This is a genomic window from Aquabacterium sp. (genome assembly GCF_036279675.1).
GTDB lineage: Bacteria > Pseudomonadota > Gammaproteobacteria > Burkholderiales > Burkholderiaceae_C > Aquabacterium.
This window is the reverse complement of the sequence record NZ_DASUIS010000072.1, coordinates 93,632-108,485: the sequence shown is the minus strand read 5'-3', so window position 1 is coordinate 108,485 and position 14,854 is coordinate 93,632. Positions and strand designations below refer to the sequence as shown.

Sequence of the window (14,854 nt, the reverse complement as noted above, 5' to 3'; positions counted from 1 at the left end):
GCGGCTTCGATCAGGTCGGCGGCATGGCGGCGGGTGGCCAGCTCGGCGCGGTAGTCGGCCAGCGGGCGCAAGGTCCACTTGGCCAGGTGCGGGATCATGTCGTCGGTGAAGCCCTTGCGCTCGCTCATGCCGAAGTGCGAGCTTTGCGGCATCGCAATCAACTTCTTGAGCATGTCCGAGCCGCCCTTGGAGCGCGACAGCAGCGAGTGGTCGCGCAGGGCTTCGGCGGCGCGGTGCACATCGCCCTGGCAGGACTCTTCCAGGAAGATGCTGACCAGGTTGATCATGCGCTCGCGGGCCTTTTCGAGCTCCGGGCGCAGGAACTCGCTGCCGAAGTAGGCGGCGATCTGCACCATGCCCTTGGGCGCTTCCACGCAGATGGCGTCCAGCTTGGCCTGGTTGATCAGGCCATTGGCCACGCCGTATTGCAGGGCTTTTTCAAAGAAGGGCCGGGCGTCGTAGAGCGAGATCGCCGCGGGTGCGGCCCCGGGCTGTGCGGTGTCGGTGGAAGGCTCGGTCATGGCTGGGCGCTTTGCTGATCAGATCGCGGATTCTTCGTCCGGGTCGATGGCGGCCTGGGTGATGCGGCCACGGTCGGTGTCACCGGTTTCGACCTTGCCGTCGCTCTCTTCGGCTTCTTCTTCATCGTCGCCGGGGGCATCTTCGCCACGCAGGGCCTTGGCACGCAGCACCAGCAGCATCTCGCAGAACAGATCCGGGCACTGGTAGCGCAGCAGCCAGGCCAGTTCCATCCAGTCGTTGTCGGCCACCTCGTCGTGTTGCAGCACGGGGCGCACGTGTGCGGAAGCCAGCAAGGCTTGCTCCGACAGCATCTGGCCGTCGTCTTCCATGGTGTCGAAGTTGCCGGCGCGCGCGAAGGCTTCCACGCGGCTCCACTTGTCGGCGAAGTAATTGGCCAGGGCTTCGCTGCCGCCTTCCAGATCGCCGAGCGCCTGCAGGAACTCGATGGGATCGGCATCTTCGCGGAAGATGATGGAATTGACCATGCCGCGCAGGTGGACGTGCTTGAGGTCCTTGTAGCGCTTTTCGATCACCACGGCGCGGGCGAACTGCTCGGGCGATATCAGCATGTTGATGACCGAGTCCTTGGACGGGTCGTACTCGCGGATCACGGCCAGGATGTCCTTGGGCGGCAGTTGTTCCAGCACGACCATCAGGGCCTTGTCGCCCTCCTTGTCGGCCAGGTCCACGAGGATGGCTTCGGCGCCAACGATGTCGCCCGCGGCGATGAGGCTCTGGGTCTGCTGGATGAGTGCAATCTCGTTCATGGTGTGGGTTCGCTTCAGTCTTTGCGGTCAAAGCCTTGTTCGGCCAGCCAGTCTGCGCCGGCTTCATCGCGGGCGCGGGCGTCGTCATCGTCGTCGTTGTCCACGTATTCACGGCTTTCGTCGTCGTGGTTATCGTGTTCGCGGTCGTCGTCCTTGTCGGCGTCTTCCTCATCGGCATCGTCTGCGGCGGCTTGCACGCGCCCGTCGGGCTTTTCGTAGAGGTAGACCAGGGCGGCGGCGATGGTCATGAAGCGCTGGCCATCGGCCTGCTGCAGGAAGGTCTCGGCCAGCGACTGGGCCGAGGGCAGCACCTGCACGGCGCCGCGCAGCTCGTCCCAGTCGGGCACATCGTCGATCTCCAGGCTCACGACCTGGTCCATCACGGCGGGTTCGGTGAAGCGAAAGCCCTGGTGGAAGACCACGGCCACCATTTCCGGGGCCGTCTCGGTCATCTGCAGCAGGAAGTCCAGCGATTTGCGCTTGTCGGCCAGGCGCTTGCGCAGCACGTCGCGGCCTTCCGTGTCGGAGGTCAGGTCGTCCATCTCGGACTGGTACGCGGCACGCAGGTCGTGGAAGGCGGGGGAGAGGATCATGGTGTGTCAGGCGGGCGCGAAAGGATGTCGAGGTGGGCGCTGAGGGGCTGGGGATCTTGCCGAGGGCAGCAAGCCGGGCGAGCCAGGCTCAGAGCAGGGCGCTGAAGTAGTTCAGCCAGATGTCGCGCGCGGTATCGATGGGGCTGTCGAGCAGGTTGCGGCGGCGGTTGTCGTCGTAGGCCTGGCGCTTGTCGGCGTCGGACAGCACATCGTAGGCTTCTTGCACAGCGCGAAAACGTGCAGGGGCGTCCGGGGCCGTGTTGCGGTCCGGGTGATAGAGCGAGGCCTTCTGGCGGAAGGCCTTCTTGATGTCGGCCAGCGTGGCCGCGCTGCCCAGGCCGAGGGCGGCGTAGTGATCGGTCATGGTTGCCGCGAAAATGTGTCTGGAGCTGAACTGTACTGGATGTGCGCGGCAGGTGGTACCTTTTGCGCTGGCACCAGGGCCTCAGCGGCCCTTCAGAACGGCCTGATACACCCCTTGCTTGAATTCGAACGAGAAAGGGTGCCAGAAGGCCATGTGGCGCTGCGTCATCAGCACGCCGGCCATGTTGTGCCGAGGTGAGATCCACCAATGGGTGCCACCCAGCCCGCCCCACTGGAATTCGTCGATGGATTCGGGTGGGTCGAAGGGCAGCGGGGCCAGGGTCACGGCGCCCCCCATCCCGAAGCCTTTGCCCGGCAGCTCGCCAAAGCGCGGGAACTTGATCCAGCGCTGATCGGGCAGCTGGTTGCGCATCATCATGGCGATGGTGTCGGGCTTGAGCAGTGCCGGGCCGCCGGGCATGAGGCTGCGCAGCAAGGCCAGCGTGTCTGGCAGGGTCGAGACCAGGCCGCCTCCGCCCGACTGCCAGGGGAAGGGCTTGAGGTTGGCCTGAGGGAAGGGCGCGTTGTCGTTGCGCGTGAGGCCGGGCAGCATGGGTTTGGTCAGATCGGCGCCCATGTAGAAGGTGGCCAGTCGGTGCTGGTTCTCGGGCGGGATGACGAGGCCGGTGTCGACCATGCCCAGCGGCCCGAGGATGCGAGCCTGGATGAAGGCATCGAAGCGCTGCCCGCTGACGACCTCGATCAGGTGGGTCAAGACATCGGTGGCAAAGGAGTATTCCCAACCCTTGCCTGGATGGAACAGCAGGGGCAGATCGACCAGGGCGTCCATCTTCTCGGCCAGTGTCGTGTTGGGGCTCAGTAGCTTGCGTGCGCTGTAAGCCTTGTAGATCAAGGTGCCCGGGTCGAGCAGGCCATAGCTGAGGCCCGACTGGTGGGTCAGCAGGTGACGGATGGTGATGGACCCCTCTGCAGGCTCGACATCGTTCAGCTCCGTGGCGCCGGGCTTGAGCACCAGGCGCTTGCCCAGCTGGGGGATGAAGCGTTCGACCGGCTCATCGAGCTCGAAGCGGCCTTCTTCCCACAGCAGCAGCACGGCGCAGCTGGTGATCAGCTTGGAGTTCGAGTACACGCGGAAGATGTGATCCGCCCGCATCGGGATCTGGTTCTCCTTGTCGGCCCAGCCTGCGCAATGGATGTCCACCAGATCCTGCCCGACCAGCACGGCAGAGGACACGCCCGCCAGGATGTCGCCATCCACATACCGCTGCATGGCGGCATGAACCGAGCTGAAGTCGTAGCCTGTGGGAGTCGTCATACCGGTCATGTGCAGGCCTTGCTGTTGTCGAGGTAGGTAAATTGTGGGGGATGTTCCGCCATGCGCGCGGACATAATGAACTTCATCTCGACACGGCACGTTCACAGCATGCGCCCTCCCCACATTCCCCAGATCCGCCTGTATCAAGACTGGCTGCGCACGCAGCATGGCCTGAGCTTCGATGACTACGATGCCTTGTGGCAGTGGTCCGTGAGCGATCAGCAGGCCTTCTGGCAAAGCATCTGGGACTACGAAGGCATGCAATCGCCCACGCCGTATGAGGCGGTGCTGAGTGAGGCGCGCATGCCGGGCGCCAGATGGTTTCCGGGCGCCCAGGTCAATTACGCACAGCGCGTCTTGCGGCATGTCGATGCCGCGCAGGCGGCAGGTGTGCCAGCCATCATCAGCGACAACGAACTGGGGCGGGCGCGTGAGTTGAGCTGGCCCGAGCTGCGCCGCCAGGTCGCTTCCATGGCGCTGGCCCTGAAGGACCTGGGCGTGCAAAAGGGCGACCGCGTGGCCGCCTACCTGCCCAATGTGCCCGAGACAGTCGTGGCCTTTCTGGCCTGTGCCAGCGTGGGCGCCATCTGGAGCGTGTGTGCGCCCGACATGGGCACGCAAGCCGTGACCGATCGCTTCCAGCAGATCACACCTCGGGTGTTGATCGCGGCCGATGGCGTGCACTATGCCGACAAGGGCCTGGACCGCAGCACGGTGGTCGAGGGCTTGCGTGCCGCCTTGCCTTCTGTTGAGAAAGTCATCGTGTTGGAAAGCCCATTTGCGGCCCAGCCCGTGAAAGCCGATCTGAGCTTTGCCCAGGCCATCGCTCGTGATGACGCGGCCGTGCGCGAGTTCGAGCCAGAGTGGCTGGACTTCGATCATCCCTTGTGGATCGTGTATTCGAGTGGCACCACGGGCCTGCCCAAGCCACTGGTGCACGGGCATGGCGGCATCCTGATGGTGAATGCGGCCGGCAACAAGCATGGTGATGTGGGCTGCAGTTACGCACCCAACAGCCTGGGTGAGCGCTTTCATTGGTACAGCTCCACAGGTTGGGTGATGTGGAACAGCCAGATCGGCGGGCTGCTTGGTGGGGCCACCATCTGCCTGTTCGATGGCAGCCCGGGCGGCAGCAAGGAGTCGCCCGACTGGACGGTGCTGTGGCGCTTTGCCGCGCGCCACAAGGTGACTTACTTTGGCGCGGGTGCCGCCTTCTATGCGGGCTGCATGAAGGCCGGTGTGGACATCAGCCAGTGCGGCGATCTGTCGCGCATCCGCGCCCTGGGCTCAACCGGCTCGCCCTTGTCGGAAGAAACGCAGCGCTGGGGCACGGATCAATTCGCCCGCATCGGCACGCCCGACATCTGGTGGAGCAACATCTCGGGCGGCACGGACTTCTGCGGCGTCTTCATCGGCGGGCATCGCGAGTTACCGCTGGTGCCGGGGCGCCTGCAGTGCCGCTACCTGGGCGCTTCGGTCGAGGCGTGGAACGAGCAGGGGCAGCCTGTGATGGGCGAGGTCGGGGAGCTGGTCTGCACCAGGCCGATTCCGTCGATGCCCTTGTTCTTCTGGGGCGACGAGGGCAATGCCCGTTATCTGTCGAGCTACTTCGATGTGTACCCCGGTGTCTGGCGCCATGGCGACTGGCTCAAGATCGATGCGGACAGCAGTTGCGTGATCTATGGCCGCAGTGATGCCACCATCAACCGCCACGGCTTGCGCATGGGTACCAGCGAGCTCTACGCGGCGGTCGAGGCCTTGCCGGAAGTGCTGGATTCGATGGTGATCGACCTGGAATACCTGGGGCGTGAGAGCCGCATGATCCTGTTCGTGGTGCTGCGCGAGGGGCATGCGCTGGATGCCGCGATGCAGGGGCGCATCAACGAGGCCATCAAGACGGCGGTGTCGCCGCGCTTCATTCCGGATCTGACCTTGCAGGCGCCCGAGATCCCGCGCACCTTGTCGGGCAAGAAGCAGGAGGTGCCGATCAAGAAGGTGTTCCTGGGGCAGCCGCTGGCCAAGGTGGTCAACAAGGATGCGATGGCCAATCCGGGGTGCCTGGATTGGTATGTGGCGCAGTTCAGGTTGGCGCAGGAAGGTTGACGCGTCGGCGAGAGCGGCGCGAGGTGGGCAACTCCGCTCATGTCCTCCGTGCCCGGCTGCGCCGGTCCCTCTTCCTTTACTTCGCTGCGTTGCCCACCTCGCGCCTGTTTGTGTTTGGAGGCGTTTCTGTTCCGTGGCGAGGGCAGGTTTGTGCGCTTGGTTTAGTCGGTTGCGTTGTGTGCCGTTGGCCTGACGATGCGCACAGGGCGAGGTTGGTTGGCCCCGCTCAAATCGCGGGCCCTGAGTTGCCCGCACCCCCCATCCACGTCCTGCCCGGCCGATTGCCTCAGTTTGGTCAGGATGCCGCGGCGGTGCAATGTGCGGGCGATCTCGGCGGCGCGCTCCCATGAGGGGCGCTTGAAGTCGAGCGCGTCTACCGTGTTGTAGGGGATCATGTTCATCAGCGCGTACTTGCCTGTGAGCAGGCGCACGATGCCTTCGATCTCTTCTTCGTTGTCGTTCACGCCTTCGATCAGCGTCCATTGGTACTGGATCGGGTAGTCGGTCTGGCGGGCGTATACCTCGGCGCGCTCCACCAGTTCTTCGGGTGTCATGCGCGGGGCGCGGGGCAGCAACTGCGCCCGCAGATCGGCCTTGGTGGTGTGCAGCGACAGGGCCAGCGCGGGCCTGACGCGGCCCATCTCCAGGCTTTGCAGGCGGTCAAAGGCGCGCGGGTCGCCCACGGTCGAGAACACCAGGTTCTTGTGGCCGATGTTGCCGATGGTGCCCAGCAGGTCGATGGCTTCGAGCACGTTGTCCAGGTTGTGCGAAGGCTCGCCCATGCCCATGAACACGACCTTGTTGACCTTGCGGCGCGTGCGGGCCAGGGCCACCTGGGCCACGATCTCGGCGCTGCCCAACTGCCGCAGCAGGCCTTCCTTGCCCGTCATGCAGAACACGCAGCCCACGGCGCAGCCCACTTGTGATGACACGCACAGGCCACCGCGCGGCAGCAGCACGCTTTCCACCGTTTGGCCATCGGCCAGCGCCACCAGCAGCCGTGCCGAGCCGTCTTCACCGGGGTGTTCGGAGCGGATGCGGGCCAGGCCGTCGATGTCGGCCAGCACGGCGGGCAGGCCTTCACGCACTTCCAGCGGCAGGAAGTCTTCGGGGCGGCGCTTGCCACCTTCCTGAGGCAGGGCTTGCGACCACAGGCGCAGCACACGCTGGACGTGAATGGGTTTGGCGCCGAGTGTGTGCAGGCGCTGGCGGATGTCTTCAATGCGCATGGCGAAATTCGGGGCGCGGGGGGCAGGGCGACAGTGTAGGGCGATGGCGTCGATGCGCCTATTCGGCCTGATTGCGCCATTCCCGCGGCGAGGTGCCCGTCCAGCGCTTGAAGGCGCGGGTGAAGGCACTGACCTCGGAGAAGCCCAGCAGGAAGGCGGCTTCACCGATCGAGTATTGCTCGCCGGCCAGGTAGCTCAAGGCAAGTTGATGACGGGTGTCGTTGAGCACATCGCGGTAGCAGGTCTGCTCTTCGCTCAGTCGCCGCTGCAAGGTGCGCAGCGTGATGGACAGGCGCTCGGCCACGTCTTCCTGGCGTGGCTCGCCACTGGGCAGCAGCTCCTTGAACACGGTGGCCAGCTGCTCTTTCAAGGGGCGCTCGCTGATGTTGGACTGATAGCGGTCCAGCATGGTCTCGCTGGCCTTGACAACATCCAGATTGGCAAACGACAGCGGCTTGTTCAGTGTGGCCAGGTCCACCACCAGCGTGTTGGTGTCGCTGCCGTAGATGGGCACGCAGCGCAGCACCTTCTCCAGCTTGGCGTGTGCCTTGGGCTGACGGCGCTGCAGACGGATCTCCAGGGGCATGAAATCGCGGCCGTACAGCAGGCGCGAGCCACGTACCACGGTCAGCACGGCGTAGTCGAAGATGCTCCAGCGTGTGGCGTCGTCGACGGTTCCCAGCAGGGTGGTGTCGCCGCTGATGCTCAGGCGGCCGGCACCTTCGTCCACCTCGAAGCGGATATCGGCGGCATCGGTCACGATGTGGGCGTAGCGGGACAGGCGCAAGTACATCTGGCCCAGGTTTTCCGAGGCCATCAGGGCGTAGCCCAGGGCGTTGAAGTTCAGCGGCATGAACTGCTGCAGCGCCACTTCCATGCCGATCAGCTCTTCGTCAATCTGGGCCAGGGCTTTCTGCCAGAAGGCCAGGCCCAGGTGGGCGGGAAAGCGCGCCATGGGGTCTGTGGCGCTGGACAGGTCCAGGCCGACCTGCTGCAATAGGGCGTTGGCATCCACACCACGCTGTTCGACCGCACTTTTGGCGGCCATCAGCCAGCTGCGCAAGGCTGAAGCGTTGGGATCTGGCGTCCTGGGCGGCAAAGCGGGGGTACTCCTGTGGCGCCATTCGCAGGCGCTGTTGTGCTGTCTGGCAAGGCCGGTCAACTTGACTGGCGCGTAAAGGCAAGTCCTGGCGGTGCGCTTTCGGCAAGATGCCCGCCAGATCATCCATTCACATCCGGCATCTTATCCAACCCATGACCTCGCTCACACGTCTCGGCCTGCGTTCTTTGAGCCGCATGGCGGCCAACCCCCAACTTGACAAGCTCAACTTGCGCAAACCTACCGAAAAAGTGCTCTATCACGGCACCAAGGCCGGCTTCAAGACGGTCACGGCGGCCAACCGCGCCTTCAAGGCGGTCAAGAACCTGGGTTCTCCGCAGCGCCTGCCCAAGAGCGGCGGGGGCGGGGATCTGTTTGACCTGACGCCCGGCGACGACCAGAGCGCCTTGCAGGATGCGGCACGCACCTTCGCCATGGAGCAACTGCGCCCCGCCGCGTCGGCTGCCGATACCGCTTACGCCGCACCGGACGCCTTGCTGGCGCAGTGCGCCGAGCTGGGGTTCACGGCACTGGGCATCCCCGAATCGTTGGGGGGCATGGGCGCCGAGCGCTCGGCCGTGACCAATGCCTTGATCGCAGAAGCCATGGCCGAGGGTGACATGGGCCTGGCCTTTGCCGCGCTGGCGCCATCGGCTGTGAGCACGGCCCTGGTGCTGTGGGGTAACGCTGATCAACAGGCACGTTATCTGGCTGACTTTGCAGGCGACAAGCCGCCGGCTGCCGCACTGGCCGTGCAGGAGCCCGTCGCCCTGTTCGATCCTTTCGCCTTGCAGACCCGTGCCACGCGCTCCGGCGGTGGCTTTGTGCTGTCCGGCGTGAAGGCCATGGTGCCACTGGCCAAGTCGGCCGAGCTGTTCGTCGTGGCGGCCCATCTGGAAGGTACCGGCCCGGCCTTGTTCCTGGTCGAGTCGTCCAGCAAGGGCTTGTCGGTGGAAGAAGACCGCAGCATGGGCCTGCGTGCCGCGGGTGCCGCACGCTTGCGTCTGGAATCGGTGTCGGTGCCTGCTGGCAACCTGCTGGGTGAAGGCAGTGCGGCCGTGTACGAGGAATGCATCCAGTTGAGCCGCCTGGCCTGGTGTGCGCTGGGAACCGGTTGTGCCAAGGCCGTGCTGGATTACATCGTGCCCTACGTGAATGAGCGTGAGGCCTTTGGTGAGCCCATCAGCCATCGTCAGTCCGTGGCGTTTGCGGTGTCCAACATGGCCATCGAGCTGGGTGGCATGCGCCTGCTGACCTGGCGCGCGGCCAGCCTGATCGACGCGGATCAAGAGTTTGGCCAGGCCGTGGCCCTGGCGCGCCGCCTGTGTGCCGACAAGGGCATGCAGATCGGCAGCGATGGCGTGCAGTTGCTGGGCGGTCATGGTTTCGTGAAGGAGCACCCGGTGGAGCGTTGGTACCGTGATCTGCGCGCCGTCGGCGTGATGGAAGGCGGCCTGTTGCTCTGAACCCGCTCCCAACGCCTTACGAGACATTCCCATGATCAATCTTGAAGTTCCACGCAAGTTCAAACCCCTGGTGCGCCAGGCCCACGAAACCGCCGCCGAGGTGCTGCGCCCCATTTCGCGCAAGTACGATCAGGCCGAGCACGAGCGCCCTGTAGAGCTCGACATGCTGGCCGCCGTGATCGACGGCATGAACGAAGGCAACAGCGAAGTGGGGGGCACCGGCGCCACCGGCGTGCGCCGTGACGCCAATGACCAGTCGCAGGGCAACCGCAACGGCACCAACTTGTCCACGGCCCTGTCCATCATGGAGCTGTGCTGGGGCGATGTGGGCATGTTGCTGTCCATGCCACGCCAGGGCCTGGGCAACTCGGCCATCGCCTCGGTGGCCAATGACGAGCAGCTCAAGCGCTTCAAGGGGCGCTGGGCCGCCATGGCCATCACCGAGCCCGGTTGCGGCTCTGATTCCGCCGCCATCCGCACCACGGCCCGCCTGGACGGCGACCACTATGTGCTCAACGGCGAAAAGATTTACGTGACCTCGGGCGACCGCGCCGATCTGGTGGTGGTCTGGGCCACGCTGGACAAGAGCCTGGGCCGCGCCGCCATCAAGTCCTTCGTGGTGGAAAAAGGCACACCCGGTTTCGAGCTGGTGCGCCTGGAGCACAAGCTGGGCATCCGCGCCTCTGATACAGCCGCCTTCCTGCTCAAGGATTGCCGCGTGCCCAAGGAGAACCTGATGGGCGATCCGTCCATCAACCCGGAGAAGAGCTTTGCCGGGGTCATGCAGACCTTCGACAACACGCGTCCTCTGGTGGCGGCCATGGCCGTGGGCCTGACCCGCGCCTGCATCGAAGAGATGGGCAAGATCCTCAAGGAATGCGGCATGGCCGTGGATTACGCCAAGCCGGCAGCCCGCCAGCCTGCGGCCGTGGCCGAGTACATCCGCATGCAGTCGGATTACGAAGCGGCACGCCTGCTCACCATGCAGGCGGCCTGGATGGCCGACAACGCGCGCCCCAACTCGCTGGAGGCCTCGCTGGCCAAGGCCAAGGCCGGTCGCACCTGTGTGGACGTGGCGCTCAAGTGCGTGGAGCTCGCTGGCAGCATCGGCTACACCGAAACCGCCTTGCTGGAGAAGTGGTCGCGTGACGCCAAGATCCTCGACATCTTCGAAGGCACGCAGCAGATCCAGTTGCTGATCATCGCCCGTCGTCTGCTGGGCAAGTCGTCGGCGGAGCTGAAGTAAATGGCAGACTGAAAAGATTTCACGTCGGTCGGTGATGGGGCAGCCTGCAAGGCACCAGAACCGGCCACTTAGAATGGCGCCCCTCGTGGCGCCATCTTTTTTTGCCGTGCGCCCTCCCGATCCTCTGCAGTACCCCGCCCACTCGTCATGAACATCACGGTCCTCGAAGAACTGCGTGCCTATATCGACCCGCTCACGCCGGAAGAACACGAAGCGCTGGAGCGCAGCATCCTGGCTGAGGGTTGTCGTGATGCTCTCGTGCTGTGGGGCGAGGTGCTGGTGGATGGTCACAACCGCTATGGCATCTGCCAGAAGCATGGCATCCCCTTCCAGACCATCCAGCATCCGGCTTTCAAGTCCATGGAGGATGTGCACCTGTGGATGATCGACCAGCATCTGGGGCGCCGCAGCGTGTCGGACTTCCAGCGCGGCGTGCTGGCCTTGCGCAAGAAGGACATCCTCAGCGCGCGCGCTCAACAGGCGCAGGCCCAGGCGCAGCCGGCGGACGCAGCCGCTTCAACGGCCCCACCTGTGGCCGATGAGGCGGCCCTGCCCGACCAAGGGGCCGCGGCCAAAACCACCGAGCCTTTGACCAGTCGCGAAGCCTTGGCCAAGGCCGCCCGCATCAGCGCCACGACCATCAGCCAGATCGAGAAGATCCAGAAGACAGCGGCCCCTGAACTGGTGGCCGCCGTGAAGGCCGGTGACATCTCGATCAATGCCGCTGCCATCGTGGCCACCCTGCCGGTTGAGGAGCAGGTGGCGGCGGCGGCGGGTGGCAAGAAGGAGTTGCGCCAGGCTGCCAAGCAGATCCGCGAGGCCAAGGCCCAGGCGCGCGCGGCAGCCGTGGGCGCCATGCTGGAGTCAGGTGAAGCCGGCCTGGATGGCGAAGAGCCTGCGCCTTCCAGGCCATTTCTGGCCAACCAGCAACCGGACGAGACGGACCAGCAGTTCATCGCCCGCCTGCAACGCATCCTGCAGGACCTGCAGGCCGAGAACCTCCGGCTCAAGGCCCGTGTGGCCGAGCTGTCGGCCTGATCTTTTGTGCATCAGGCGCCGATTACTCGGCGGCCACGGCTTCCACCTGGATGCGCAGCGTCACGTCCATGCTGAAGCCCCAGGGCTTGCCGGCGTCAATGCCATAGTCGGCGCGGTTCAAGGTGGCCAGGGCATCGGCCCCGCACAGCTCGCGCTTGAGCATGGGGTGAGGGATGCACTTGAACGAGTTGATCTGTAGCGTCAGCGGCCTGCTCACGCCGTGCATGGTCAGCACGCCTGACACCTTGGTCGGCGCGCCATTCACAAAGCCATCCAGCTTGCCTTTGTAGACCGATTGCGGATAGCGCGCAGTATCAAACAGCTCAGCACTTCTGGCCTTGGTGTTCATCAGATCAAAGCCGTAATCGATGCTGTCCATGTCGATCACGATCTCGACTTCGCCGCTGGATGCCGCGCGGTCCATCACCACCTTGCCTGAGGACTTGTTGAACTTGCCGCGCCAGACCGACAGGCCACCCATGTGATCTGCCTCAAAGCTGGGGAACGTGTGACTGGGGTCGATCACATATGAGACGGGGGCGGCGCACGCTGCGCCCATGAACAGGGCCAGACAGGCCATCGGGAACAATCTCTTCATGTTGACTCCTGCGTCATTAGGGGCCTGGCATTGTGTCTCGCATACCCTGAGGCCGTGTTTGTGGAATTGTTGCGCCATGTGAACGGCGTGGGCTTGTTCGGCCGAAATGGTTGCGGTAAATCACGTCGCTGCGCTGGCCGGATTCCCGGGCTTTCGTTATCTTGAGGGCTATCGTGTCGAGCGGAGTGTCACGCCATGCCTCAGGGATCCTGGTTGAGTCGCCTTGTCAGATCGGGTTCCATGACGGCGGTGTTGTCGGCCTTGAACAGGGGTTCCGCGGCGCTGGATTCGAGGGTGCCGGCCTTCACGCCCGCAGCCATCCAGTTCGGGCGTTTCCTCAAGCGCATTCGTGAGCTGGTGTTGACGGCCCGAGGCGGCAGCATTGAAACCGCCATCAATGTGGCGCATCTCAAGAAGGAGGTGGACTCCAGTTCGCTCAAAGTCGAGCAGCAGCGTGAGGATGCGCAAGCCCTGGCCGCGTCGGCGGCACGCGTGATGGCGCTGTCCGGCAGCGTGGAGGCTGGCGCACTGGGCGTGGCCGACACCGCATCGCGCAACCTCTCGTCGGCCGTGGCCTCAATGGAAGAGCTGGAGCGGGTCAAGGCGCGCATGTTGAGCATCGAGCAATCGGTGGACGAGTTCTCACAGACGGTCAGGCAGCTTGCCGATCGTGCCAAGGCGATTGGCGAGATCGGCGGCATCATCCAGAAGATCGCCATGCAGACCAATTTGCTGGCGCTCAACGCGGCCATCGAGGCGGCGAGGGCGGGCGAGGCAGGGCGCGGCTTTTCTGTGGTCGCCAAGGAAGTGCGAGGGCTGGCCGAGCAGGTCAACGCCGAGACCAAGGAGATCAGCAACCGAAGCGACGAAATGATCAAGCTGGTCGATTCGACGGCAGACGGCACAGCCCTCATCCAGCGCGGGGTGGAGGAGTCCGTCGGCGAGATCGCCGCCACCGTGACGCGCTTCGAGGCTTTCGTTACCGACTTCCGCCAGATGACGGCCACCGTGGAGGCCATTGGCACATCCGTTCAGGAACTGGCTGGTGTCAACCGCGACATGAATGAGCGCATTGGTGGCGTGGCCAGGGTGGCCAACGAAGTGCACGAGGCCATGAGCAACTCGGCCCGGCGGGTGGACCAGTTGCGCATCAACACGGAAGACATCCAGACCTCCCTGGCCGAGTTCCGCACGGGCGGCACGGTGTTTGATACCCTCGTGCTGGCCACGGAAGGCCTGCGTGACGATGTGTGCAAGTACCTCCATGGCTGCGCGTCTCGAGGTGCCAACGTGTTTGACCAGGCCTATCGCCAGATTGAAAGCTCCAACCCGCCGCGCTACCACGTGAGCTATGACGATGCCGTGGAAGGGGCGCTGCAGGCCCTGTTCGACAAGGTCTTGTCTACCTTGCCTGGCTGTGTGTATGCCCTGGCCGTGGACAACAAGGGCTACGCCCCGGCGCACAATGCGAAGTTCTCGCAGGCTCCGACCGGGGTTTACGAGACGGACCTGCTTCATTGCCGATCCAAGCGCATCTTTGACGACCCTGTGGGGCAGAAGCTCGCGAAGAACACGAAGCCCTTCCTGTTCCAGAGCTATCTGCGAGACACTGGTGAGGTGATCAACGATCTGTCCATGCCGATCTACATCAACGGCCAGCATTGGGGCGCCGTGCGCGTCGGTTTTGATTCGGGCCGCCTGATCTGACAGCCTGGACGGCACACGTCATGACCTTGAACTATCTGGACTTTGAATACAGTGAAGACACGGAGGGCATCGGCACCTTCGATGCCATGGCCTCCGTCGGGGCGGCGCAAGTCGGCGCGGTGTACGCCGAGGTCGAGCAGGTGCTGGCATGGGCGGCCCGACATTTCGGCCGCGAGTGTGGCCCGGTGGACGAGGGCTTCGAGTGGCACCATGATCTGCAGGCCCAGCAGGAATTCACGGTCAACGAGCACCCGGTGTTCGACCCCCTTTCGGGCCGAGTGCGGACGCAGACAGGCCAGGCGGGGGCGCCTCGCTACACTGTGACCTTGTCGATCAGTGGATCTTCCGCTTTCTGCGAGGCCTTGCGGGCGCAATTCGATCTGGATTGATACGCCGGGCACTCAAGCCCTGGGGATGACGACCGATATACCGTTCAGAGCCCCATCATGCCCACCATGCCCGTCATCTTGCCTTTTGCCTGCCAGCTTGCGAGCCAGATGGCCCGGCCTGCGTCCATCCTGTGCGGGAGCCCCTCATGATGGCCTTGCCCTGGTCCGCCTGGTTTCAGCGCAAGTGGCTGCAGTGGCGGCACGGTCCTCAGGACGGCCCACCCGAAGTGCTGCGCGCCCGGCAGTTGATTGCCGCGGTCGACAAAGGTGGCTTGCCGCTGAACCCGGCCATCGTCAACCAGATCGCTCGTTCGCTGGGGCTGGACGTGTCGAGCCGCGCGCCCATCGACCAGACCGTCGAACGCATCCGTCAGGCCCTGGCCAGGTTGTAGTGCCCACCGCTCCTTGTTTGGCATGAATTTCATTCATGTTCGAGTGAAAACATGTCGCTTGATTCA

At 64.4% G+C, this 14,854-nt stretch carries 14 protein-coding genes and 1 pseudogene; 7 read left to right on the top strand and 8 right to left on the bottom strand.

What is annotated here, in order from left to right:
- From VFW93_RS09050 to VFW93_RS09030, 5 genes and pseudogenes are all read right to left on the bottom strand, one after another.
- Nucleotides 1-521, bottom strand: a pseudogene (locus VFW93_RS09050) (hypothetical protein); the annotation flags it as partial.
- 18 nt (nt 522-539) lie between these two features.
- Nucleotides 540-1,289, bottom strand: coding sequence for a hypothetical protein (locus VFW93_RS09045; RefSeq protein WP_329693669.1), 750 nt, complete (start codon nt 1,287-1,289; stop codon nt 540-542).
- Nucleotides 1,290-1,303: 14 nt separating this feature from the next.
- On the bottom strand, nt 1,304-1,882 hold the full coding sequence (locus VFW93_RS09040) for a hypothetical protein (protein ID WP_329693668.1): 579 nt from the start codon (nt 1,880-1,882) through the stop codon (nt 1,304-1,306).
- 88 nt (nt 1,883-1,970) lie between these two features.
- Nucleotides 1,971-2,246, bottom strand: a complete 276-nt coding sequence (locus VFW93_RS09035; protein ID WP_329693667.1) for a DnaJ domain-containing protein — start codon at nt 2,244-2,246, stop codon at nt 1,971-1,973.
- A gap of 81 nt (nt 2,247-2,327) precedes the next feature.
- On the bottom strand, nt 2,328-3,521 hold the full coding sequence (locus VFW93_RS09030) for a serine hydrolase domain-containing protein (RefSeq protein WP_329693666.1): 1,194 nt from the start codon (nt 3,519-3,521) through the stop codon (nt 2,328-2,330).
- Between the two features lie 108 nt (nt 3,522-3,629).
- Here VFW93_RS09030 and VFW93_RS09025 point away from each other — a divergent pair, with 108 nt between their 5' ends.
- Complete coding sequence (locus VFW93_RS09025) at nt 3,630-5,624, top strand: acetoacetate--CoA ligase (protein WP_329693665.1); 1,995 nt, start codon at nt 3,630-3,632, stop codon at nt 5,622-5,624.
- A 161-nt stretch (nt 5,625-5,785) separates the two neighbouring features.
- On the opposite strand, the gene VFW93_RS09020 is transcribed toward VFW93_RS09025, so the two are convergent.
- Both VFW93_RS09020 and VFW93_RS09015 read right to left on the bottom strand, forming a co-directional pair.
- Complete coding sequence (locus VFW93_RS09020; RefSeq protein ID WP_329693664.1) at nt 5,786-6,853, bottom strand: RNA methyltransferase; 1,068 nt, start codon at nt 6,851-6,853, stop codon at nt 5,786-5,788.
- Nucleotides 6,854-6,911: 58 nt separating this feature from the next.
- Nucleotides 6,912-7,901, bottom strand: coding sequence for an AraC family transcriptional regulator (locus tag VFW93_RS09015; protein WP_329693663.1), 990 nt, complete (start codon nt 7,899-7,901; stop codon nt 6,912-6,914).
- A gap of 206 nt (nt 7,902-8,107) precedes the next feature.
- Between VFW93_RS09015 and VFW93_RS09010 the strand changes: the two genes are divergently transcribed.
- The 3 genes from VFW93_RS09010 to VFW93_RS09000 all read left to right on the top strand — a co-directional run bounded on the left by VFW93_RS09010 (nt 8,108) and on the right by VFW93_RS09000 (nt 11,702).
- Nucleotides 8,108-9,418 (top strand): acyl-CoA dehydrogenase family protein, encoded by a 1,311-nt coding sequence (locus VFW93_RS09010; protein ID WP_329693662.1) that lies wholly within the window; start codon nt 8,108-8,110, stop codon nt 9,416-9,418.
- 31 nt (nt 9,419-9,449) lie between these two features.
- Nucleotides 9,450-10,664 carry an acyl-CoA dehydrogenase family protein gene (locus VFW93_RS09005; RefSeq protein ID WP_329693661.1) on the top strand — a complete coding sequence of 405 codons (1,215 nt, stop codon included), beginning with the start codon at nt 9,450-9,452 and terminating at the stop codon, nt 10,662-10,664.
- 147 nt (nt 10,665-10,811) lie between these two features.
- Nucleotides 10,812-11,702 carry a plasmid replication/partition related protein gene (locus VFW93_RS09000; RefSeq protein ID WP_329693660.1) on the top strand — a complete coding sequence of 297 codons (891 nt, stop codon included), beginning with the start codon at nt 10,812-10,814 and terminating at the stop codon, nt 11,700-11,702.
- A gap of 22 nt (nt 11,703-11,724) precedes the next feature.
- Here VFW93_RS09000 and VFW93_RS08995 read toward each other — a convergent pair whose 3' ends face one another.
- Entirely contained in the window at nt 11,725-12,300 is a 576-nt protein-coding gene (locus tag VFW93_RS08995; protein ID WP_329693659.1) for a YceI family protein, read from the bottom strand.
- A 240-nt stretch (nt 12,301-12,540) separates the two neighbouring features.
- On the opposite strand from VFW93_RS08995, the gene VFW93_RS08990 reads away from it, so the two are divergent.
- The 3 genes from VFW93_RS08990 (at nt 12,541) to VFW93_RS08980 (ending at nt 14,788) form a co-directional block, all read left to right on the top strand.
- Nucleotides 12,541-14,007, top strand: a complete 1,467-nt coding sequence (locus VFW93_RS08990) for a methyl-accepting chemotaxis protein (RefSeq protein ID WP_329693658.1) — start codon at nt 12,541-12,543, stop codon at nt 14,005-14,007.
- Between the two features lie 20 nt (nt 14,008-14,027).
- Nucleotides 14,028-14,396: a hypothetical protein gene (locus VFW93_RS08985; RefSeq protein ID WP_329693657.1), complete on the top strand. Its 369-nt coding sequence runs from the start codon at nt 14,028-14,030 to the stop codon at nt 14,394-14,396.
- Between the two features lie 146 nt (nt 14,397-14,542).
- Nucleotides 14,543-14,788 carry a hypothetical protein gene (locus VFW93_RS08980; protein ID WP_329693656.1) on the top strand — a complete coding sequence of 82 codons (246 nt, stop codon included), beginning with the start codon at nt 14,543-14,545 and terminating at the stop codon, nt 14,786-14,788.
- The last annotated feature ends 66 nt before the right edge of the window (nt 14,789-14,854 follow it).